The sequence below is a fragment of the Marinobacter orientalis genome (assembly GCF_004792665.1).
Lineage (GTDB): Bacteria > Pseudomonadota > Gammaproteobacteria > Pseudomonadales > Oleiphilaceae > Marinobacter > Marinobacter orientalis.
Genome location: NZ_SRZX01000001.1, coordinates 591,982 through 611,812 on the forward strand (window position 1 = coordinate 591,982; position 19,831 = coordinate 611,812).

Consider the following 19,831-nt stretch of genomic DNA (forward strand, 5'->3'; position numbering starts at 1 on the left):
AAAGGAGGACGAAGCCATGCTGGCTCTGAAATCACAATGGATCCTGTCTTTTGGGGTTGCACTGGCTATCAGCCCTGCCGCTGTCATGGCTGAAACCGACGACGCGACTGAAGAATGCGAAGCCTGTGCCTTTGACTGGGAACCAAGAGGTTATGTAGAGGCTGGCGTTCTGTGGCTGGAGGACGATGAACCCGACTTTACCAATTATCGGGGGTTTGACCGGGATGGCCTTTTCCTCAATGGTGCCATAGATGTTATCGAACGCAATGAGGATGGCACCTACTGGTCCCTGCAGGGCCAGAATCTGGGCCTTGGGTCGCGGAGCGCTGCCATCCGGGGTGGCAGGCAGGGAGCCGTGGATTACTTCCTTGACTACCAGGAGCTGAATCACGACTTGTACGACTCTACGAAAACCGTTTTTTCCGGAGTCGGCAGCGAGCGCCTGGAACTCCCCGCCAACTGGGTGCGAGGGGATACCACAAAAGACCTGACACGGCTCGATGTCGCTTTGCGGAATATCGATATCGAACTGGAACGAAAGACGCTTGCCACCGGCCTGCGTTTCTTTCAGGGAGAGAACTGGGATTACAACTTCCAGTACACTGCGGATGAACGTGATGGCACCCGGCTCATGGGCGGCAGTTTCCTGTTGCGCTCGGTGATTTTACCGGAGCCGGTGGATGATATTACCCACCGGTTCGACCTCTCGGTCGGTTACCTGGCAAAACTCTGGCAACTGCGCCTGGCCTATCATGGCTCGTTTTATGACAACGATAACGAGTCCCTGACCTGGGATAATCCCTTTACGGTTCCCGGCGATGCCCCCCGGGGCAGATCAGCGGCAGCGCCGGATAACAGCTTCAATCGCCTGATGCTGTCAGGCGCCTTCCGCCCCACCCGCTGGCTCAGTGGTTCCGGGCACATTGCGGTGGGCCGCCTTGAGCAGGACGAATCTTTCATTCCCGCAACAATAAACCCGGACATAGGACCTGTCGGACTCCCCCGTCAGAACCTGGATGCGGAAGTGAATACCCTGAACGCTCGCCTGCGCCTGACCGGAAACGCTACCCGCCGGCTGACCCTCAAAGCGGAAGGGTTTTTTGATGAACGGGACAACGATACTCCGGTGGACAACTATCGCCAGGTTGACACCGATCTTTTCCTGGCTGAACTTCGGGAAAACCGCCCTTACAGTTTCGAGAAAAGTGGTGGTGAGCTCAGTGCGGATTATCGGCTGACCAGCAACACCGACCTGAGCACAGGTTATGGCATAGAACGGTCCGAGTTTACCTTCCAGGAAGTGGATGCCACAGACACCGATTTATATTTTGGCGAACTACGGACCCGGCCCGGGGAAAGAGTCGAGCTGCGACTGCGCCTGGGATGGGAAGATCGCGATATCGATGGTGACTATGATCCGCTCGAGGCCGTGCCGCCGGAAAATCCGCTGCTGCGGAAATTCAATCTTGCCGACCGTGATCGGCGTGAAATCAGAATAGCGGGTAATTACTACGCCAGTGAGCAGCTCAGCTTCGGACTGAACTCTGTATACGCCGACGATGACTACCATAACTCCGCCATTGGCCTGACTGAAGCACGCGACAGAATGGTCACGCTGGACGCTTCCTGGTCTCCCGGCCAGAACCTCAACGCCTATGTTTATTTTACCCGCCAGAACATCGAGTCAGACATAGCCGGAAGCGAAAGCTTTGGACGACCGGACTGGTTTGCACAGCATGATGACACCATCAACACCTTCGGAGGTGGTGTTCAGGCCAGGGAAATAATTCCCCACCTCGAACTGGGAGTGGACCTGGCTTATACACGGTCCCGGGGAAATATATCGGTTGATTCGAGAACATCCGATCAGAAGTTCCCGCAACTGAAGGCAGACCGGGTCAGCACCCGGATTTATGGCGAGTATTCCGTTTCCGACAGATGGAGTTATCGCCTCGATTACTGGCTTGAACATTACGAACAGGAAGACTTTTTCATCGATGGCGTCGCCCCGGACACCACGGACAACGTTCTGACTACCGGTCGCGTAAGCCCGGACTATGTCATCCATGCAGCAGGGATATCCGCAAGATACCGTTTCTGAGCCCCGGAGATGACGGGCAAGATGCTTAATGCGAAGATGCGTACTTTCACATTCTGATCTTGTCTGGAGAAAGGCCGGTGGTGCTTCGTCCCGGGCATTTCTCGTTGATTCAGCAGCCCGAGGTGGACAGATGACCGAGGAGCGATCCTCCCGATTGCAGAATTTCCCGATTTCCTGGTTTGCTGTGGTTATGGGAATGACCGGGTTCACAATTGCCTGGCACCACGCCGAAATCCTGCTGGCACTCCCTGTTCGACCAAGCCTTGTGTTGCTGGGCTTGACCATTATTACGTTTGTAATTCTGCTGGCGCTATACCTGGCAAAGATTCTGAAATACCCCAATCAGGTGAGAGCGGAATATTCACATCCGATAAATCTCAATTTTTTCCCGACCGTTTCCATTGGCCTGATTCTCATCAGCGTAGCGCTGCTACCCTATAGCAACCCGGTATCACTGGTCTGCTGGATTGCGGGCGCTACGTTGCACCTGGCGTTTACACTTCACGTGCTTTCGGTGTGGTTGCACCAGACCCACTTCGAGGTTGACCATCTTAATCCCGCCTGGTTTATTCCGGTTGTTGGCAATATCCTGGTACCCATTGCCGGCGTCAGCCATGCATCACCGGAGATTTCCTGGTTTTTCTTCAGCATCGGCCTGATCTTCTGGCTGATACTCCTGACCATCATTTTCTACCGCATGCTGTTTCATCGGCCGCTGCCGGCAAGACTGCTGCCAACCCTGTTTATTTTGATCGCACCACCAGCGGCTGGCTTTATTTCCTGGCTGGAGCTTACTGGCGAGCTGGATGCCTTTGCCCGTATTCTCTATTATGTGGCTGTATTTCTGACGCTGATGTTGCTGACTCAGGTGAAACGTTTTCTGCAGCTGGAATTCTTTCTGTCCTCGTGGGCCTACTCCTTTCCCATGGCCGCCATCACCATTGCCACGTTCATTATGCACACGCAGCTTCAGCTGCCGTTTTTCAAAGGCCTTGGAGTGGTGCTTCTGATGTTGCTTACCCTGCTGATTTCGGTTCTGGTGTGGAAAACCGCACAGGCGGTTCGGTGTAGGGCAATCGCTATCGAGATCGAGGATTAGGGGCGAGGAGATGGAGCGAAACCGGAACGACGCCACCAGCATGCAACAACTCCTGGAACAGATCCGCGACTCGGCCGCAAGTTCCGGGCAGGTGTCCGTGGCCAGCATTCTTCACAGCGTAGGGGAACGATCCTTCGGGCCGGTGGTGTTGCTGGCCGGGCTCATTACCATCGCGCCACTGATCGGGGATATACCCGGTGTTCCGACCATTCTGGGAACACTTGTGGTACTCACGCTCGGGCAACTGTTGTTCCGGCGCCATTCCATCTGGCTGCCAGCCTGGGTCTCCCAGCGCTCCGTTCCGCAGGAAAAACTGTTGAAGGGAGTGGACTGGCTACAAAAGCCGGCGAGGTTTCTTGACCGCTGGACAGGACCGCGGCTGGTGTTTCTGGTGGACGGGCCGGGGCTTTATGTGATGGCGATTATCTGCATGCTGGTTGCCATGGCCATGCCGGCGATGGAAGTAGTGCCCTTCAGCGCCAATGGTGCCGGCGCGGCGCTGATAACCTTCGGGCTTGCAATTGTGGCGCGGGACGGGCTGCTGGCCATTGTGGCAACATCGCTTACACTGTTGACCGGTTGGCTCGTGTTGACAGGCCTGACGGGCTGACCCACCGGTTACCGCCTGCTGTCTTCAAGCTCCTCGAAAAACGCCAAGGTGCGTTCGCTGATTTCGCCCAGTCTGGCATCCCATTCCCGCCGGTAGCTTTCGAAGGCCTCGTCACTCAACGTCGAAAACCTGGCGCCCGCTTCTGCCAGCGCGCGGGAGCTGTCGGCAAGGGCGTCAAAATCTGGCTTGTCCAGCCTGTCACTGCTCTGGTTGAGGTCGGTAGCAGTCTGCTGCAGGGCACTGCGATCTCTTGCAGGGGCCTGTTGATTGTCTTCAAGGGCCTCTTCGATGGATTGCTCCAGCTCTTCCATAAAATCCTGCAGTGCCTGGCTGTAGTCTTCCATGGCCTGCCTGGCCCGGCGGCTGGCCTCGCCGGAATAGGCTTCAAATTCGCGGGCCATGGCGTCCATACGGATCGCAAGGTCGTCGGAGGATCGGCTGAAGGTAGCCGACAAACGTTCGCCCAGCCTGTTGATTTCGCCCATCAGCCCGTCCAGAGGCGAGGGATCCGTGATCGCCTTGCCGGTGCGGTCGTAGTCCACCAGCCAGTCGCCGTTCAGTTCCAGCAGATAGGTGACTATTTCCCGCCGCTGCCCCGAGGCACCGTTTTCAGACGGCAAGCGGGTAACAATCGTGGCTTCGTGGTCGTCAATGATGACCCGGCCAAAGTCGGGTACGGTGTTCAGCCAGTCGCGGGCATAGCCGTCAAAATCGGAGGGTCGGGCAAGCGTTGAAAGGTCGGCGACGGCATCCGCATCGTTCTCGGCCATGGCCTGCCAGAATTCGGCAGCCACTTCCTGGGGTGTTTCCGGCTTACTGCAGCCGGCTACAACAGTCATAACCAGCCCCAGCAACGCTAACCTGAACCAAGTGTCATTCATCCAACCGCCCTCAAATCGATGTCAATTCAGCGCGAATGATACTACACCGGCTAAAGGTTGCAGGTCAGCTTTACCAATTCTTCATCAAAAACGCGACGGTTCTCACTATAGTCCACGGGGACTTCAACCAGATGCACGCCGCCAGCGGTCAGGGCCTTTTTCAGCGTGGGTTGAAGGTCTTCGGTGCGGGTAATGCGGTGGCCGGCAGCGCCATAGGCATCGGCGTACTTTACGAAGTCCGGATTGTTGTAATCAAGCCCGAAATTCTCAAAACCTTCCTGGGCCTGCTTCCACTTGATCATGCCGTAGGCATTATCGTTAATAATGAGTATGACGAGGTTGAGCTTCAGCCGCACGGCAGTTTCCAGTTCCTGACTGTTCATCATGAAGCCACCGTCACCACAAATCGCCATCACTTTCAGATGCGGATACAGCATGGCAGCCATCATCGCGCTCGGCAGGCCGGCACCCATGGATGCCAGGGCGTTATCCAGCAGCACCGTGTTGTTGTCATAGGCGGGGTAATTGCGGGCAAACCAGAGTTTGTACATGCCGTTGTCGAGAGCGATGATACCGTCTTCCGGCATAACCTGGCGTACATCGTGGACGATGCGCTGGGGGATGACGGGGAAGCGACCGTCATCAACTTTGCTGCCCAGATGACTGTCCACCGACGCTTTTACCTCCATAAAGCGGGTGAAGTCGTGGGAGGAGCATTGGCCACAGCTTTCCGCCAGGTATTCCACACTATCGGCGATATCCCCCACCACTTCGTGCTGGGGAAAATAGACCGGGTCCACATCCGCGCCGCTGAAATTCACATGGATAACCTGCTTGCCGCCGGGCTTCATGAAGAACGGCGGCTTCTCGACCAGGTCGTGCCCCACGTTGATTACCAGGTCGGCGTGGTCGATGGCGCAGTGTACGAAGTCGCCGGCAGAAAGTGCAGCATTACCCAGATAACGGGGGTGGCGCTCATCCACGACACCCTTGCCCATCTGTGTTGTAAAGAACGGGATACCCGTCACGTTCACCAGATGGATCAGCGCCTGGGATACACGTTTACGGTTGGCGGCGGCGCCAATCATGATCAGCGGATGTCTCGCCCTGTTGATCATGTCACAGGCAATGTCCAGGCTCTTGGTACTGGCAGAAGGCCTGCGGGCATCACTGGGCCGGAAAATATGAGCGTCGTCATCTGCCATTTCCGAGGCAATATCTTCGGGCAATTCCAGATGGACCGCGCCCGGGCGCTCTTCTGCGGCGAGGCGGAAGGCCTCCCGCATCTTGGCGGGAATGGTGTTGGCGTTGCTGATCTGGCGGGTGTACTTGGTGATCGGGCCCATCAGGTTCACCACGTCCAGAATCTGGAACAGGCCCTGTTTCGAAGACTTGATGGGTTTCTGCCCGGAGATCATCATCATGGGCATACCGCCCAGTTGGGCGTACGCGGCGGCGGTTACCAGGTTGGTGGCTCCGGGACCAAGAGTAGACAGGCAAACACCCACGCGGCCTGTCAGGCGCCCGTAGGTGGCGGCCATAAAGCCCGCCGCCTGTTCATGGCGGTTGAGGATCAGCTCGATACTGGATTCACGCAGAGCCTCCAGCAGGTCCAGATTCTCCTCCCCCGGCACCGCGAAAATATAGCGAACGCCCTCGTTTTCCAGGGCATGGACAAACAACTCGGCACCGTTGCGGCGACCAATCGACTCTGCGGTCATCCTGTCTCCTGTTATCTCAACGCCTGTCACAACGAAGCTCAGCTACCCCGCGGCTCGGCCTGTAACGAATCGGCGGGCAATCTGTCACGCCCCCAGCTCTGATGAACGCGGTCAATCACCCGCGCCAGTTCTTCCTCGCCCACTTCTGCAGGTTCGCCCCGCTCCAGCGGATCGTAATGGAAGATGTACAGTCGTGAGGCAAACTGTTCGAAAGGCAGTGATGCCTCACCGAAGCGTTCTCCCTTGGTGGCCGTGCTTACCTGCACGTCTCCGCCCCAATGCTGTCCGCTGTCGTTGTTGGGGTTGTAGAAATACACCCGCATGACATTATCCGGATCCAGGTTTGCCCGCAGTATGGTGATTGCATGCCAACCAATGAAGCGTGCAGCACTGTCGGTTATCGCAACGCCCGCAGGTTGCGGATGCACAAGAGGCTGATTGCCGTTGTAATGGGGATGATAGCTGGCATAAAAGTGCCTCAGGAATCCTTCGAGATCCTGCAGCTTACCGGTTGCGACATCAACATTGATACTGAAGCCGCGCCCGGCAGACCAGCCGTGAAATTCGGGGTTCACCCACCGGTGCGGGTCACCCTCCCGACCGATGCAAAGACGCCCCATTTCTGCGTAAATACGGTCGAGGTGGGGTACCACCACCAGGGACACCGGATCCAGGTCCAGGGTGACCGCGAGCGCAACGCCTCCGCGGCTGGAGGCAGAGGACACCGGCGTGCCCTCGAAATGCATGATGATTTCGTTATCCCGGGCCGCCCAGGTGACCATCTGCAACAGATAGTCCGGATCGTTATAGGCCCACATGGAAAGGGCCCGGGCAGACTGGCAGGTGGGATTGTTACCCTGCCCCACTCCCAGGGGCTGGCCCAGCATATTCAGGACCCCCTGTATCAGCCAGGCTTTTGGCTCGGGCTGATAGCCGTAGGCAAGCTCAAGACGGTGCCGGGCTTCCGGGCACAGGGACAGCGTCGTCTGCCGCCAGAGCGCAGGTGCGACCGGCGGCTGGTAAAGAATGCCCCGTTCCAGCAGAAGGGCAAGGCCATAGATGCCCTGTGCGGTTTCCGGAAAGATTCCCTCGCGGATCAGGGTCAGCACAAGATCCCGATAATGCAGGAGGCAATCCCGACCGGTCATGGAAAGCCCCAGCGACTCGGCGATCAACGAGTCCTGATTCTCCAGAATGAATCGAATAAACGTCGCATGGTAGGGCGAAACCAGCCCGGTATCGTGCATGGAACGGGCAAAGCCGGTGGCCTCGCCCTGCAGGGCGCTTGAATCCATGTGACTCAGGCGCTCTTCGTACACCGCAATACCGGGATCCTCGCGACAGGCCTGTGTCGGCCCGTAAAGGCTCGAAATCAGACGCTCGGCGCCCTGCCCGGCACTGCCCATATCCACCTTCGGGTCACTGCGGCAAACGGCAATCTGGGTGATCATCTGGCGAACACCGCCCACCTGGATAGGCCGCTGTTGAAGGATGCGCCAGATTTCATCAATCAGGCGATCAATCACATGCTCGTAACCGATGCTGGTTGCTACATGCTGAACCACCGAGCGGCTGATCAGCGCCAGTTCGCCCTGTTCACGTTCAGCCTCACCGCTTTCACCGAAAAGCAGCGTCAGGTTAATGGCGAGCACCTGGGTCAGGTAATGGTGCGCCTGCTCGGCGGACATGGTCTCATGAAGGTAGTCGCCCTTCGCCACAGCAAGTAAGCGAAGCTCGCTCATTGCTTCTACAAGTACCGTGTCGGTCTGGGTGCTCTGGAGGGAAAAGGGGGTAAGCTGGGGTTGCAGAGTGGTCGGCTCCGCCCAATCTGACCCCAGAAACACGCCAGCCTTTTCAAGCCGCTCTGCGCGGTCCTGGACGGCCTGGCAGCCACCGGGCTGTGACAGCACCCGCCGAACGATGTCGAACAGTGGCGGCAACCTGCCGGCTTTGGCGGAGCTACGGCTTTCATCAAGCGCCGCTATCGCATCATCCAGTTGTTGCACCAGCTTGTCGAAGTTAACGACGGGTGCCGGGCTTCCGGCATCGGAATCGCTCAAACTGTTTTCCTCAGGGCCTGAACCAGGCCCGTTGTTGTTAATTCCTGACGGAATTATACATAGAAATCCAGTTCTTCCTGATGTTTCAGCAAATCTCTCATCATATCGAGGTCTTCACCAAAGTATATGATGCTGTCGCTGGTCAACAAGTACCCGGGATGAATGACCCCGCATCCAGTAGCAAAGGTCCTGATCAGTTTTTCGATCTCACCGTAATATACTCCCGGTGCGACTTTGGCAAGATCAGCCCAGCTTCAGGGTTGAGAGGGTCCGCTCCCGCACCTTGTTGAGTAATTGTTCATCATCCACCAGTGACTGGCCGTAGGAGGGCACCATGGCTTTCATGCGCTCCTGCCATTCTGGTGTTTTGATACGTTGCGGGAAGCAGCGTTCGATCACATCAATCATCGCATGGGCCGCCGTCGACGCACCCGGCGATGCCCCCAGAAGCGCTGCCAGAGTGCCGTCCTTCGCCGCTACGATCTCGGTGCCAAACTCCAGCTTACCGCCGCCATCCGGTGATTTCTTGATGATCTGCACCCGCTGGCCGGCATCCTGCAGGCGCCAGTCTTCTTCCTGGGCATCAGGGAAGTAGTTACGCAGTGACGCCACACGGTCACTGTGGGACTGGAACACTTCGCCGATAAGGTAACGTGTCAGGTCCATGTTGGTGCGGCTGACCGACAGCATTGGCCGCAGGTTGGTGGAACTGACCGAGCCGAACAGGTCGAACATTGATCCCTGCTTGAGGAAGCGCGTTGTAAAGCCGGCAAAGGGGCCGAACAACAGCGCCGGCTCACCGTTGATGATACGGGTATCCAGGTGCGGCACGGACATGGGTGGAGCGCCGATCGGCGCCTTGCCGTAAACCTTGGAATCATGTTGTTTGACAATCTCCGGCTTCTGGCAGACCAGCCACTGGCCACTGACCGGGAAACCGCCATAACCCCTGGCTTCATCGATGTCGGACTTCTGCAGCATCGGCAGCGCACCGCCACCGGCACCCAGGAAAACAAAGCCCGCCTCAAGCTTGGTCAGCTCGCCGGTTTTCTGGTTCTTTACCCGCACTTTCCAGCGACCGTTATCACGCTTGGCCAGGAAATGCACAGGGCTACTGAGCATCAGCTCAAAATTCGGTGTGGATTCCAGGAACTTCACCATGCTGCGGGTCAGTGAGCCGAAGTCCACATCCGAACCATGCCTGATCCGTGTCGCGGCAACCCGCTGCATCGGGTCGCGGTTGTTCACCACCAGCGGCATCCACTCTTCCAGGTCCCGCGGCGATTCGGTGTATTCCATTTCACGGAACAGGTGGTGCGCGCTGAGCCTTTCGTAACGACGCTTGAGGAATTTAACGCCGTCTTCGCCCCATACAAAGCTCTGGTGGGGCGTGCGGTTGATAAAGGTCTTGGGCTCCGGCAATATGCCCTGCTCAACCATATGCGACCAGAACTGCAGCGATACTTCGAAGGAGGCATTGATTTGCAGCGCCCGGTCGATGGTGACGTCGCCGTCTCCGGTTTCAGGGGTATAATTGAGTTCACAGTAACCGGCATGCCCGGTGCCTGCGTTGTTCCATCCGTCGGTGCTTTCATGGGCCACGTGGTCAAGACGTTCCACCATGACGATGTCCAGGGAAGGATCCAGCTGCCTGAGCATCATGCCGAGGGTAGCGCTCATGACGCCACCGCCGACCAGCACTACATCTGCCTGTCTAACGGCCATTGGTTATCACCCTAGCTAGTTTAAAAGCTGTAGCCCGTCCACGATCAGCAGAGGGGCTTTCTGAAGTTGTGGCGCGATTATCCCGTTTTTCAAGCGGATAATAAATTGCGATTATCAATTGAAGGCCAACGATCTGATGTTACGAACAGTGGCCGCGAGCTGGTCAAAGGTTTAAAATGCGCGCGCCGGGCGTGGTCTCATCATTCTCGCGCCTGCGGTCCAGGATATCACCGCCACTTTAGTCTCATGCCACGGGGCTTCCATCACCAGGGCTTTTTTATGTTACTGGCATTTGCAGCAATCATCGCCGGTCTGGTTCTTCTTGTCTGGAGCGCTGACCGGTTCATCGAAGGCGCGGCAGCAACCGCCAAGCATCTGGGCATGCCCTCCCTGCTGATCGGCATGGTGATCATCGGATTCGGCACCTCGGCGCCGGAACTGGCGGTATCTGCCATGGCAGCTCTGGATGGTAATCCCGGGCTGGCCCTTGGCAACGCTTATGGCTCGAACATCACCAATATTGCGGTGATCGTCGGGCTTACTGCGGTGATCGCCCCGATTGCCGTCCATTCCCAGGTAATCCGCAAAGAGCTGCCTCTGCTGTTGGTACTGACCGCCATTGCCGGTTACCAGCTGATTGATGGACAGCTGACACGGCTTGATGGCTGGGTCCTCCTGGCGGTATTTGCGATTGTCATGGGCTGGTCCATTTACCAGGGAATCCAGGGTAAAGGTGATTCATTGATCGGCGAGGCTGACTCGGAACTGGTGGCCCACCCGATGCCGTTGAAGATCGCCCTGGTGTGGCTGGTTGTTGGCCTGGTGCTGCTGCTTGTCAGCTCCCGCATGCTGGTCTGGGGGTCGGTATTCATTGCCCAGAGCCTGGGCGTCAGCGATCTGATCATTGGCCTGACGATTGTGGCCATCGGCACGTCGCTTCCGGAACTGGCATCGGCCCTGGCAGCGGTGAAGAAAAATGAGCATGACCTGATACTGGGCAATATCGTGGGATCAGGCATCTTCAACACTCTGGCCGTTGTCGGCCTGGCAGCGGCCATCCAGCCGATGGCTGTGGATATGGAAGTTCTTTACCGCGACTGGACGCTGATGACGGCCCTTACCATCGGCCTTCTGCTGATGAGTTTCGGCTTTACCGGCAAGTCCAGGACCATCGGGCGGCCCTCTGGCCTGTTACTGCTGCTGGTATACGTCGGCTATGCCAGCTATCTGGTGTCGACCGTCGTCAGCTGAGCGGTCAGTCCTGATTTTCCCGGAACACCATGGCCATGGAATTCAGACAGTAGCGCTGCCCGGTGGGTGGCGGGCCGTCGGGAAACACGTGCCCGAGATGACTGTCGCAGCGGGGGCAGCGGATTTCCGTGCGGGTCATACCCATGCTGTTGTCATCAATGTAGCGGATGTGATCAGGGTCGAAGGGCTGGAAAAAGCTGGGCCAGCCGGTGCCCGAATCAAACTTGGAATCCGAGCTGAACAACGGCAGCTCGCACAGCCGGCAGTAATAGACGCCCGGGTTCTTGTTGTCCAGCAACGTGCCGCAGAAGGGGCGTTCGGTGCCATGGTCCAGCAGCACCCGGCGCTCTTCCCCGGACAGGCCGGCGGCCTTTTTTTCAACCTCTTCCGCTGTCAGCGGTGTCAGGTCGTAACCTGCAGCAGAAACGCTCATAGCAGCCTCCTCAGGCAATATCATTGTCGCTGTAACCGGGCTTGAGCCGGTCACCGAATGTGTCCACAAGCTTTTCCATTTTTGGTGCTGCGACCGCCATGACGTAAGGCTGATAGGGATTGCGGGCCGCAAAATTCTGGTGGTAGGACTCCGCCGGATAGAACGCTTCCAGAGGCTCCAGGGTGGTCACCACCGGATTATCGTAAACGCCGGCCGCATTCAGCTGGCGAATATAAGCCTCGGCTACCCGCTTCTGGTCTTCAGATTCGTAGAAGATCGCAGAACGGTATTGGGTACCACGATCATTACCCTGCCGATTGAGCTGGGTGGGGTCGTGAGCCACGGAGAAAAAGATTTTCAGGATTTCACCGAAGCTGACGGTTTGCGGGTCGAAATGAACATCCACCACTTCGGCGTGACCGGTCCGGCCACTGCAGACCGCTTCGTAATTAGCGGTCTCTGCCGAGCCCCCGGCATAGCCGGATTCCACCCGGCTGACCCCGTTAACAGCCAGGAACACGGCTTCCACACACCAGAAACAGCCGCCGCCAAGCACCACTCTCTGTTCGCGGGAGTCACCGGGGGGCAAATCCTGTTCCGGGTCCGGAAAACGGCTTTTCGGTACATTCAGGCCTGGAATATTACAGGATGTCGACATATCAGCTTCTGCCTCTGAGTCATTAGTGCGCTTACATTTACACCCAAGTGTGGCGTCACTGACGCGATTTGGCTACCCCTGCTGTCCCGTTCAGAAAAGCAGCAAACCTGCGAGGGCGCTCAAGGGTGCCAGCACCCACACCGGTACACGCCATATCGCCAGGCTGACCCAGGCCAGCATGACAAACGCGAGTGCGGCGGAACTATGTACGGCTGAAGTGAATACCGGATCATAAAGTGCCGCCAGCAACAGTCCGACGACACCTGCATTCACGCCTGCAAGCGCTGCCCGGGCAAGCTCATGGCTGCGAATATACGACCACAGGGGAAGGCCGGCAAACACCAACAGGGTTCCCGGCAGAAAGACAGCAATAACAGCCACCACCGCACCGGCCCAACCACCCTGTATGCCACCGAGAAATGCGGAAAAGGAAAACAGCGGCCCCGGCATCGCCTGGGCAACGCCGTAACCGGCCAGGAACGTGTCTGCCGGCATGGCGCCGGAAGCCACAAAACCTTCCTGCAACCAGGGTAACACCACATGGCCGCCGCCAAACACCAGGGCACCTGCCCGATACAGCTCCGCCCAGATCCAGCCAGGTGAGCCCGAAGCCAGAGGCAGGAACGCCAGCACCAGCAGCACTGCAAAAACCGCGAAAAAGGCCATGGGGCGCCGGGTCTGGACGGGGATGGTCAGCGTCTGCGACGACTGCTTCTGTGGCAGTTTCAATGCCGCTCCCGCGGCCCCGGCGGCCAACAGGGCGAGAATCTGCATCCAGGTGGCACCCACCGTCAGCAACAGGACCGCCACCAGCACTGCGATGGACAAGCGAGGGCCGTCGGGACACAGGCTCCGGCCCATTTGCCAGACCGCCTGCGCCACAACCGCCACCACGAACAGTTTGAGACCGGCTATCCAGCCGCCTTCCCCGGCCTCCGGCCACAGGCCAAGGCCAAGAGCAAACAGTGTCATCAGCAATGCCGATGGCAGTGTGAACCCCAGCCAGGCGGCTGCCGCACCACGGTAGCCACGCTGCAGGAATCCAAGGGTCAGGCCGACCTGACTGGAGGCCGGCCCGGGCAATAACTGGCACAATGCAACCACCTCGCCATAGGCGGAATCCGACAACCATTGCCGGCGCTTTACAAATTCTTCATGGAAGAAACCGAGATGGGCGGCCGGCCCCCCGAACGAGGTCAGTCCGAGCCGCAGAAACAGCAGGAAAATGTGCCAGGCCGGTAACGTCCCGGCATCGGCATCCCTGGAGCAGGCATCCTCGGTCATGGAACTCCCTGTCTGTGTCAGCGTGTGTTAAGAAGGATGAACATTATGACCTCCCTGTTGCATCACTCCCAGACCCAACCATAATGAAGGGGCGTGTTGACCGGATCGTGACAGGAATCGTTCATAACAACCAACAGGATCAGCAATGACTGCCCGGGCCCATACACCAGAATACCAGGATGAACTGCTGGAATACCGTCTGAGCCTCCGGCTTGGGCCGGTCCATGCGCGACAGCGCCTTGGCATCGAACGCGAAGCAGAGGCAAAGGTTTTCGGGCCGGACCAGCGTTCGTTCCATCTTGAAAATATCACCTCCGCACCGCGGTTTATCAGCACCTGCCTGAAACTGGCGGGGCTGTTCCGGCGCGGACAGGCTAACAGCCGCCGCCTGGACGTCGTCCATAACCGCTTTCACATCACTGGCCTGCCGGCGGCGTTCGAAGGCTACCGCATTCTGCAGCTGACCGATCTCCATGTCGATATGGACGAAGCCAATCTGCAGGCAGTTATCAACCGTATCGAACCGCTCCAGTACGACCTGTGTGTGCTGACCGGGGACTACCGGCGCCGGACCTGGGGGCCGATTGATGATGCCATGGAAGGCATGGCACGAATACGGGACGCCATCAAGGGCAAGGCTTATGCGGTACTGGGCAACCACGACAGTGTGCGCATGGTGCCCGGCCTCGAAGACATGGGCTACCACCTGCTGATGAACGAGCATGCCATACTTCAACGAGGTGATGACAGACTCTACCTGGCAGGCGTGGATGATGCCCATTTCTACAAGGTCCACAATCTGCACAAGGCCGGGGATGACATTCCACCAGCCGGCATCAGCCTGTTGCTCAGCCACACCCCGGAAATCTGGCGGGAAGCCGCCCATGCCGGCTACGATGTTTTCCTGTGCGGCCACACCCACGGCGGCCAGATCTGCCTGCCAGGCCGGGTTGCAGTCACTCTGGACGCGGATTGCCCGCGGGAACTGGGGCGTGGCTACTGGCGGCGCAACGGCATGCAGGGCTATACCTCACCCGGCAGCGGCACCTCGGTGGTCAATGTGCGCCTGAACTGCCCCCCTGAAGTGACTTTGCATACGCTCACAGGCAGCCCGGACTAGCCGAAACCGGATCGAACAGAGTCAGTGGGGCTGGTGGCGGATGCCCAGCCTGTACAACAGTGGTGACAAAAGCATATTGGCGAGAGTGAAAAGCACCACCACGCTCACTACAACAGCTACGCTGACGTCCAGCCAGAACCACGCCAGAACCATGGGCAGCAGAGCTTCAGGAATCTGATCCAGCCCGATAGCCTTGCCGCTGGAAGCCAGCCCGAGGCGCCGCTTGATAAAGCTGCTGACCATGTCCCCGATCAGCCCCAGCAACCCGAACAGCAGACCAAACAGCAGCCCCATCCCGGTTATCAGCGCAAACAGGCCACAGACCAGCGTACCCGAGACCACACCTCGCCAGGTTTTTCTGTTACCCAGCAGAGGCCGTCCGTCCCGCCAGCGACGCCCGCCGTCAACCGCTGCGGACCAGCGCCGGCCAAACACCCTGGCGGCAACCACCGGTGCTCCGTTTGCCAGCACCAGCATCACGAAGAGCTCGAGAGAAATCAGCAAACTGCCCGGCCTCCGTCAGTTGCCACCCGCAATCCGGTGTTTTTCAGGACACGCCGCCTCGGGTCAGTTTCAGCGGATCCATCAACTCTTCCAGCCTGTCGCGATCAAGACCGCTGCGCTCTTCCGCAACGTCGATCACCGGTCTGCCACTCTGGTAGGCCTCCTTGGCAATGTCCGAAGCCAGGCTGTAACCGATCTCGGGATTCAGAGCGGTGACCAGTACCGGATTTTTGCCCACCGCCGAGTCCAGATGCCCGGCATTCACGGTGAAGTCGCGAATGGCCTTGTCGCCGAGCATGGTGGAGGCGTTGCTCAGCAGTTCAATCATGTCCAGCAGGTTGGCGCCAACCAGTGGCAGCATGACATTCAGCTGGAAGTTTCCGGACTGCCCGGCAATGGCAACGCTGTTGTCCAGGCCCATGACCTGGGCACCCACCATGGCTACTGATTCCGGTATCACCGGGTTCACCTTGCCAGGCATAATGCTGCTGCCTGGCTGCAATGCCGGCAGGCTGATTTCCGCCAGGCCATGAATAGGACCACTGTTCATCCAGCGCAGATCATTGGCGATCTTGGTAAGCACAATGGCCATGCCCCGGAGCTGGGACGACATCGCTACCGGCGCATCAATGGCACTCTGCCCCACAAACTTGTGCTCCAGCGAGTGGAAATGGTAACCGGTGTTGGATTTCAGGAACTTGACGAACTGCTCCGGAAACTCATGCAGGGCGTTCACGCCGGTTCCCACAGCGGTTCCGCCCTGGGGAACCATGAGCAAGTCATCGGCAGCAGAGACCAGCCGCTTTTCCGTGGCCAGCAACTGCTCCCGCCAGGTTCGCAGTTCCTGGCCCAGAGTGACCGGCATGGCATCCATAAGATGGGTACGACCGGTTTTAACCTGCCCGGAAAACAGCGCCTCGCGCTCGTAAATGATGCCACAAAGGTGTGTCAGTGCCGGTATCAGGTGTTCGTGGATACCTGTAACCGCACTGACATGAATTGCCGTGGGAATCACATCGTTGGAGCTCTGGCTCATGTTGACGTGGTCGTTGGGGTGGATTTTGACCCCTTCCCTTGAAGCGAGAGCGGCAATCACCTCGTTCACATTCATGTTGGTGCTGGTGCCGGAACCGGTCTGGTAGCGGTCAATGGGAAACTGGTCAGCACATTCACCATCCAGGATGCGATTGCCCGCGGCCACGATGGCATCACGCACATCGTTGTCCATCAGTCCGAGGCTGGCATTGGCATCGGCAGCCGCCTGCTTTACCCGGACAACCGCAGCGATAAACGCAGCCGGCATGGGCAGGCCACTGACCGGAAAATTTTCCACCGCCCTCTGGGTCTGGGCGCCCCAGAGCGCATCTTCGGGCACACGAACTTCTCCCAGGCTGTCTTTTTCCGTCCTGAACATGGTCATGACATCCTCCTCGTCAGTCAGACTCGGTCATTCATCGAATGAACACTCCGGCCCGACATGGTCGCAAATGCCGGCACCCTGATCAAAATCCGGAATCAGGGCACAGGCTGCGTTGACACAAAGTGTAGACCGTTATTTTTGATCAGGGTTCAGGGATGCAACAAGACTGGTGATCAGGGCCCTCAAACGGTTGGGTTTTACCGGCTTGTTGAGAATGGGCAGGTACCGGCTTCTGATCAGCCGGCGCGTTTCGTCCCCACGGTCGGCAGTAATCACCGCAGCGGGAATATCGCAATCAAAATGTTGGCGCAGCGCGTGGATCGCCTCGCACCCGGTCAGGTCGTCATCCAGATGGAAATCCGCCAGAACGATGTCGGGGGCCAGGCCCCGTTCAAGGGCTGCAGCAGCGCTTGCTGCGGTCACTACCCTGCATCCCCAGCGTTCCAGCAATGCCCGCATGCTCTCCTGTACCGGCGCTTCATTATCGATTACCAGAACGCGGAGTCCCTCGAAGGAGGCGGTTGCGGGTACCGGTGTCTCGCTGTTCCTGGTACCAATGGGCGCTTCCATAACCGTACTCAGGGGCAAAAGAATGCTGAAGCAGGAGCCCTTGCCATGACTTGACTCCACGCGGATCTCACAACCCAGCACCCTCGCCATGCGTTCAACAATCGCCAATCCCAGACCAACGCCCTGACGACTGCCACCCTTGGGCAGTATCTGATGGAATTCCCTGAAGATATCCGCGAGTTTTTCCGTTTCAATGCCGACACCCGTGTCCCATACACCGATTTCGAGGTTGGAGCCGCGTTTACGGGCTGCAAACAGAACCCCACCGGTGATGGTGTAGCGAAAGGCGTTGCTCAGCAGGTTTCTGAGAATTCGTGTCAGCATTCGCGGATCGGTGCGGACGCTGCCGTAACCTGGCCGCACGCGAAAGTTCAGTTCTGCATTTTCAGCCAGTGGTTCGAATTCCTGCGTCAGGCTCCGCATCAGCTCAGCAATATCGGTATGGACATAGTCCGGCTGCATGGCTTTCTGTTCCAGTCTGGAAATATCCAGCAGATCCGACAGCAGGTCTTCGACGCTTTCCAGCGAATGCTGTACCCGGTGCACAAGGCGGCTTTCGTCTGCTGGCAGGTTGCTGTCCATCAGGGCGGAGACCAGCAGGCGGGCGGCATTCAGAGGCTGTAGCAGGTCATGACTGGCGGCAGCCAGGTACTTGTCTTTGCTTTCATTGGCCTTCTGCAACTCGTCGGTGCGCTCCTCTACCCGGCGCTCCAGATCGGCGTTGAGCTGGCGCAGTTTTTCCCGGGCCTGATGGCGTTCGGTAATGTCTGCGACAAACGCCTCCACCACTTCCGGGCCAAGGTCCGGGCGCCTGAGTAAGGTGATGGCAACGTGCACCGGCGTGTTGTCTGAGCGCCGCAACCGGGTTTCCCTGGCGCTGAGACTACCCTGGTTCAGCAGCTCCTGGCGGATGGCATCGAACTCACCGGAACTGCAGAACAGTTGTTCCCGCAGTCGGATGACGTTTTTGATCAATGCATCGGCACTGTCATAGCCACAGATCCTCGCCATGGCGGGGTTGACGGCCACGAAGCCACCCCTGAGGTTGGCCTGAAAAATGCCATGAAGGGCGTTTTCAAACAGCCATTTGTAGCGGTTGCGCTCGTTCTCCAGCTCCTCTATCCGCTCCTGGAGCGCGGGATAGTAATTCTTGCGTACCGACTGGCTACCGAGGCCGAGCAGATCTCCGATATCGTAGCCGGTATCTCCGGGATCAGAGGGCTTCTTCATAAACGACTTCGACATCACGACGGGAGGACTTTCGCGGATTTGTCAGAATACAGGGGTCCTGAAGCGCGAATCCCGACAGATAGGGTATGTCGGACGCAGTCACACCCAGTTTGGCCAGTTTTGCTTCCAGACCCACCGCACGCTTCAGGGCGATGATCCGCTCCATCAGCCGCTGCTTGATCACCGGTTTCGACATGCCGCGGGTGTCAATATCCATGGCCTCGGCCACCCGCCTGAAACGGTCTTCGGCTGAGGTGTAGTTATAGGCCACCACGTGCTCAAGCAGCAGCGCATTGCAAAGGCCGTGGGGCAGATCAAGGAAGCCCCCCAGGCTGTGGGACATGGCGTGGACCGCGCCCAGGATGGCATTGGAGAACGCCAGCCCCGCCTGCATGGACGCCAGCATGATCTGCTCCCGCAGATGTGCGTCGGCGGTATTACGCACCAGCGGCTCCAGATTGCGGTTGATCAGCCGGATTGCCTCCAGCGCATTGGTGTCCGTAAGCGGCCCGCTGCCGGTGGAAACGAAGGCCTCGATGGCATGCACCAGGGCATCGACACCGGTGCAGGCGGTCAGGTAGGCATCCATGGTTTCCGTTACTTCCGGATCAATCAGCGCCACATCCGGTACAACCGCCTTGCTGATAATGGAGAATTTGAAGCGCCGGTCCGGGTCGGAAATGATTGCAAACTGGGAGACATCGGCGGATGTGCCGGCCGTGGTGGGAATCAGGATCATCGGTGGCGATGGCGAGCTGACGGTATCCACGCCCTCAAACTCGAGGATACTCCGGCCATGGGCGCTGACAATGCCTATACCCTTGGCACAGTCCATGGGGCTCCCGCCGCCAATGGCGACAATCACGTCACACTCACTGGACCGGTACAGTTCGGCGCCCGCCATGACTTCATCCACCCTGGGATTGGGCGATACCCCGGTAAACACCGTCACGCGAACGCCGGCTGTCACCAGAATGTCCACGATGTCCGCCACCCAGCCGGCTTTCTCCACACCGGCGTCCGACACCAGGAACACATGCCGGGCGCCGAAGTTGCTGGCAAAGTTGGCGACTGCCTTGCGTGAGCCGGCGCCAAAGACGATTTCAGGAGAAACAAACTTGCGCAGAGCGGAAATGTCGTAGCTCATGGGCGTTCTCTTCAGCA

General features: G+C 58.3%; 16 protein-coding genes. 5 read left to right on the forward strand and 11 right to left on the reverse strand.

Going from position 1 to position 19,831, the window contains the following annotated elements; translation table 11 throughout:
• The first annotated feature begins 16 nt into the window (after window positions 1-16).
• The 3 genes from DIT72_RS02850 (at window position 17) to DIT72_RS02860 (ending at window position 3,810) form a co-directional block, all read left to right on the forward strand.
• On the forward strand, window positions 17-2,101 hold the full coding sequence (locus DIT72_RS02850) for an MtrB/PioB family decaheme-associated outer membrane protein (protein WP_135953680.1): 2,085 nt from the start codon (window positions 17-19) through the stop codon (window positions 2,099-2,101).
• 130 nt (window positions 2,102-2,231) lie between these two features.
• Window positions 2,232-3,200 (forward strand): SLAC1 anion channel family protein, encoded by a 969-nt coding sequence (locus DIT72_RS02855; protein ID WP_135953681.1) that lies wholly within the window; start codon window positions 2,232-2,234, stop codon window positions 3,198-3,200.
• Window positions 3,201-3,210: 10 nt separating this feature from the next.
• Window positions 3,211-3,810 carry an exopolysaccharide biosynthesis protein gene (locus DIT72_RS02860; RefSeq protein WP_135953682.1) on the forward strand — a complete coding sequence of 200 codons (600 nt, stop codon included), beginning with the start codon at window positions 3,211-3,213 and terminating at the stop codon, window positions 3,808-3,810.
• An 8-nt stretch (window positions 3,811-3,818) separates the two neighbouring features.
• Here the strand turns inward: DIT72_RS02860 and DIT72_RS02865 are convergent, their stop codons facing one another.
• The 4 genes from DIT72_RS02865 to mqo all read right to left on the reverse strand — a co-directional run bounded on the left by DIT72_RS02865 (window position 3,819) and on the right by mqo (window position 10,197).
• Window positions 3,819-4,649, reverse strand: a complete 831-nt coding sequence (locus tag DIT72_RS02865) for a hypothetical protein (protein ID WP_228260714.1) — start codon at window positions 4,647-4,649, stop codon at window positions 3,819-3,821.
• 92 nt (window positions 4,650-4,741) lie between these two features.
• The gene (locus DIT72_RS02870) at window positions 4,742-6,412 is read right to left on the reverse strand and encodes an acetolactate synthase large subunit (RefSeq protein ID WP_135953684.1); all 1,671 of its coding nucleotides are present in this window, start codon (window positions 6,410-6,412) and stop codon (window positions 4,742-4,744) included.
• A gap of 38 nt (window positions 6,413-6,450) precedes the next feature.
• On the reverse strand, window positions 6,451-8,472 hold the full coding sequence (locus DIT72_RS02875; protein WP_135953685.1) for a hypothetical protein: 2,022 nt from the start codon (window positions 8,470-8,472) through the stop codon (window positions 6,451-6,453).
• A 243-nt stretch (window positions 8,473-8,715) separates the two neighbouring features.
• A complete protein-coding gene (mqo, locus tag DIT72_RS02880; RefSeq protein WP_135953686.1) occupies window positions 8,716-10,197 on the reverse strand; it encodes a malate dehydrogenase (quinone) in 1,482 nt (493 codons plus the stop codon).
• A gap of 279 nt (window positions 10,198-10,476) precedes the next feature.
• Between mqo and DIT72_RS02885 the strand changes: the two genes are divergently transcribed.
• Window positions 10,477-11,448, forward strand: coding sequence for a calcium/sodium antiporter (locus DIT72_RS02885; protein WP_169449975.1), 972 nt, complete (start codon window positions 10,477-10,479; stop codon window positions 11,446-11,448).
• Between the two features lie 4 nt (window positions 11,449-11,452).
• On the opposite strand, the gene msrB is transcribed toward DIT72_RS02885, so the two are convergent.
• The 3 genes from msrB to chrA all read right to left on the reverse strand — a co-directional run bounded on the left by msrB (window position 11,453) and on the right by chrA (window position 13,823).
• On the reverse strand, window positions 11,453-11,881 hold the full coding sequence (gene msrB / locus DIT72_RS02890) for a peptide-methionine (R)-S-oxide reductase MsrB (protein WP_135953687.1): 429 nt from the start codon (window positions 11,879-11,881) through the stop codon (window positions 11,453-11,455).
• A 10-nt stretch (window positions 11,882-11,891) separates the two neighbouring features.
• Window positions 11,892-12,539 carry a peptide-methionine (S)-S-oxide reductase MsrA gene (msrA, locus tag DIT72_RS02895; RefSeq protein ID WP_135953688.1) on the reverse strand — a complete coding sequence of 216 codons (648 nt, stop codon included), beginning with the start codon at window positions 12,537-12,539 and terminating at the stop codon, window positions 11,892-11,894.
• A 90-nt stretch (window positions 12,540-12,629) separates the two neighbouring features.
• Complete coding sequence (gene chrA, locus DIT72_RS02900) at window positions 12,630-13,823, reverse strand: chromate efflux transporter (protein WP_135953689.1); 1,194 nt, start codon at window positions 13,821-13,823, stop codon at window positions 12,630-12,632.
• Between the two features lie 145 nt (window positions 13,824-13,968).
• On the opposite strand from chrA, the gene DIT72_RS02905 reads away from it, so the two are divergent.
• Window positions 13,969-14,943 carry a metallophosphoesterase gene (locus tag DIT72_RS02905; protein ID WP_135953690.1) on the forward strand — a complete coding sequence of 325 codons (975 nt, stop codon included), beginning with the start codon at window positions 13,969-13,971 and terminating at the stop codon, window positions 14,941-14,943.
• Window positions 14,944-14,964: 21 nt separating this feature from the next.
• On the opposite strand, the gene DIT72_RS02910 is transcribed toward DIT72_RS02905, so the two are convergent.
• The 4 genes from DIT72_RS02910 to ercA form a co-directional block, all read right to left on the reverse strand.
• Window positions 14,965-15,447, reverse strand: coding sequence for a CDP-archaeol synthase (locus tag DIT72_RS02910; protein ID WP_135953691.1), 483 nt, complete (start codon window positions 15,445-15,447; stop codon window positions 14,965-14,967).
• Between the two features lie 43 nt (window positions 15,448-15,490).
• On the reverse strand, window positions 15,491-16,867 hold the full coding sequence (locus DIT72_RS02915) for a class II fumarate hydratase (protein WP_135953692.1): 1,377 nt from the start codon (window positions 16,865-16,867) through the stop codon (window positions 15,491-15,493).
• A 132-nt stretch (window positions 16,868-16,999) separates the two neighbouring features.
• Window positions 17,000-18,667: a hybrid sensor histidine kinase/response regulator gene (locus DIT72_RS02920; RefSeq protein ID WP_135953693.1), complete on the reverse strand. Its 1,668-nt coding sequence runs from the start codon at window positions 18,665-18,667 to the stop codon at window positions 17,000-17,002.
• On the reverse strand, window positions 18,651-19,814 hold the full coding sequence (gene ercA, locus DIT72_RS02925) for an alcohol dehydrogenase-like regulatory protein ErcA (protein ID WP_135953694.1): 1,164 nt from the start codon (window positions 19,812-19,814) through the stop codon (window positions 18,651-18,653). Before ercA ends, DIT72_RS02920 begins: the two co-directional genes overlap by 17 nt.
• Window positions 19,815-19,831 lie beyond the last annotated feature (17 nt).

Excerpts from the sequence above, each read along its gene's own strand:
- DIT72_RS02855 (WP_135953681.1), top strand. The coding sequence starts at position 2,232 with ATGACCGAGGAGCGATCCTCCCGATTGCAGAATTTCCCGATTTCCTGG.
- chrA (WP_135953689.1), bottom strand. The coding sequence starts at position 13,823 with ATGACCGAGGATGCCTGCTCCAGGGATGCCGATGCCGGGACGTTACCG.
- DIT72_RS02885 (WP_169449975.1), top strand. The coding sequence starts at position 10,477 with ATGTTACTGGCATTTGCAGCAATCATCGCCGGTCTGGTTCTTCTTGTC.
- DIT72_RS02865 (WP_228260714.1), bottom strand. The coding sequence starts at position 4,649 with ATGACTGTTGTAGCCGGCTGCAGTAAGCCGGAAACACCCCAGGAAGTG.
- DIT72_RS02915 (WP_135953692.1), bottom strand. The coding sequence starts at position 16,867 with ATGACCATGTTCAGGACGGAAAAAGACAGCCTGGGAGAAGTTCGTGTG.
- DIT72_RS02905 (WP_135953690.1), top strand. The coding sequence starts at position 13,969 with ATGACTGCCCGGGCCCATACACCAGAATACCAGGATGAACTGCTGGAA.
- DIT72_RS02850 (WP_135953680.1), top strand. The coding sequence starts at position 17 with ATGCTGGCTCTGAAATCACAATGGATCCTGTCTTTTGGGGTTGCACTG.
- DIT72_RS02860 (WP_135953682.1), top strand. The coding sequence starts at position 3,211 with ATGGAGCGAAACCGGAACGACGCCACCAGCATGCAACAACTCCTGGAA.
- mqo (WP_135953686.1), bottom strand. The coding sequence starts at position 10,197 with ATGGCCGTTAGACAGGCAGATGTAGTGCTGGTCGGCGGTGGCGTCATG.
- DIT72_RS02920 (WP_135953693.1), bottom strand. The coding sequence starts at position 18,667 with ATGAAGAAGCCCTCTGATCCCGGAGATACCGGCTACGATATCGGAGAT.
- ercA (WP_135953694.1), bottom strand. The coding sequence starts at position 19,814 with ATGAGCTACGACATTTCCGCTCTGCGCAAGTTTGTTTCTCCTGAAATC.
- msrB (WP_135953687.1), bottom strand. The coding sequence starts at position 11,881 with ATGAGCGTTTCTGCTGCAGGTTACGACCTGACACCGCTGACAGCGGAA.
- msrA (WP_135953688.1), bottom strand. The coding sequence starts at position 12,539 with ATGTCGACATCCTGTAATATTCCAGGCCTGAATGTACCGAAAAGCCGT.
- DIT72_RS02870 (WP_135953684.1), bottom strand. The coding sequence starts at position 6,412 with ATGACCGCAGAGTCGATTGGTCGCCGCAACGGTGCCGAGTTGTTTGTC.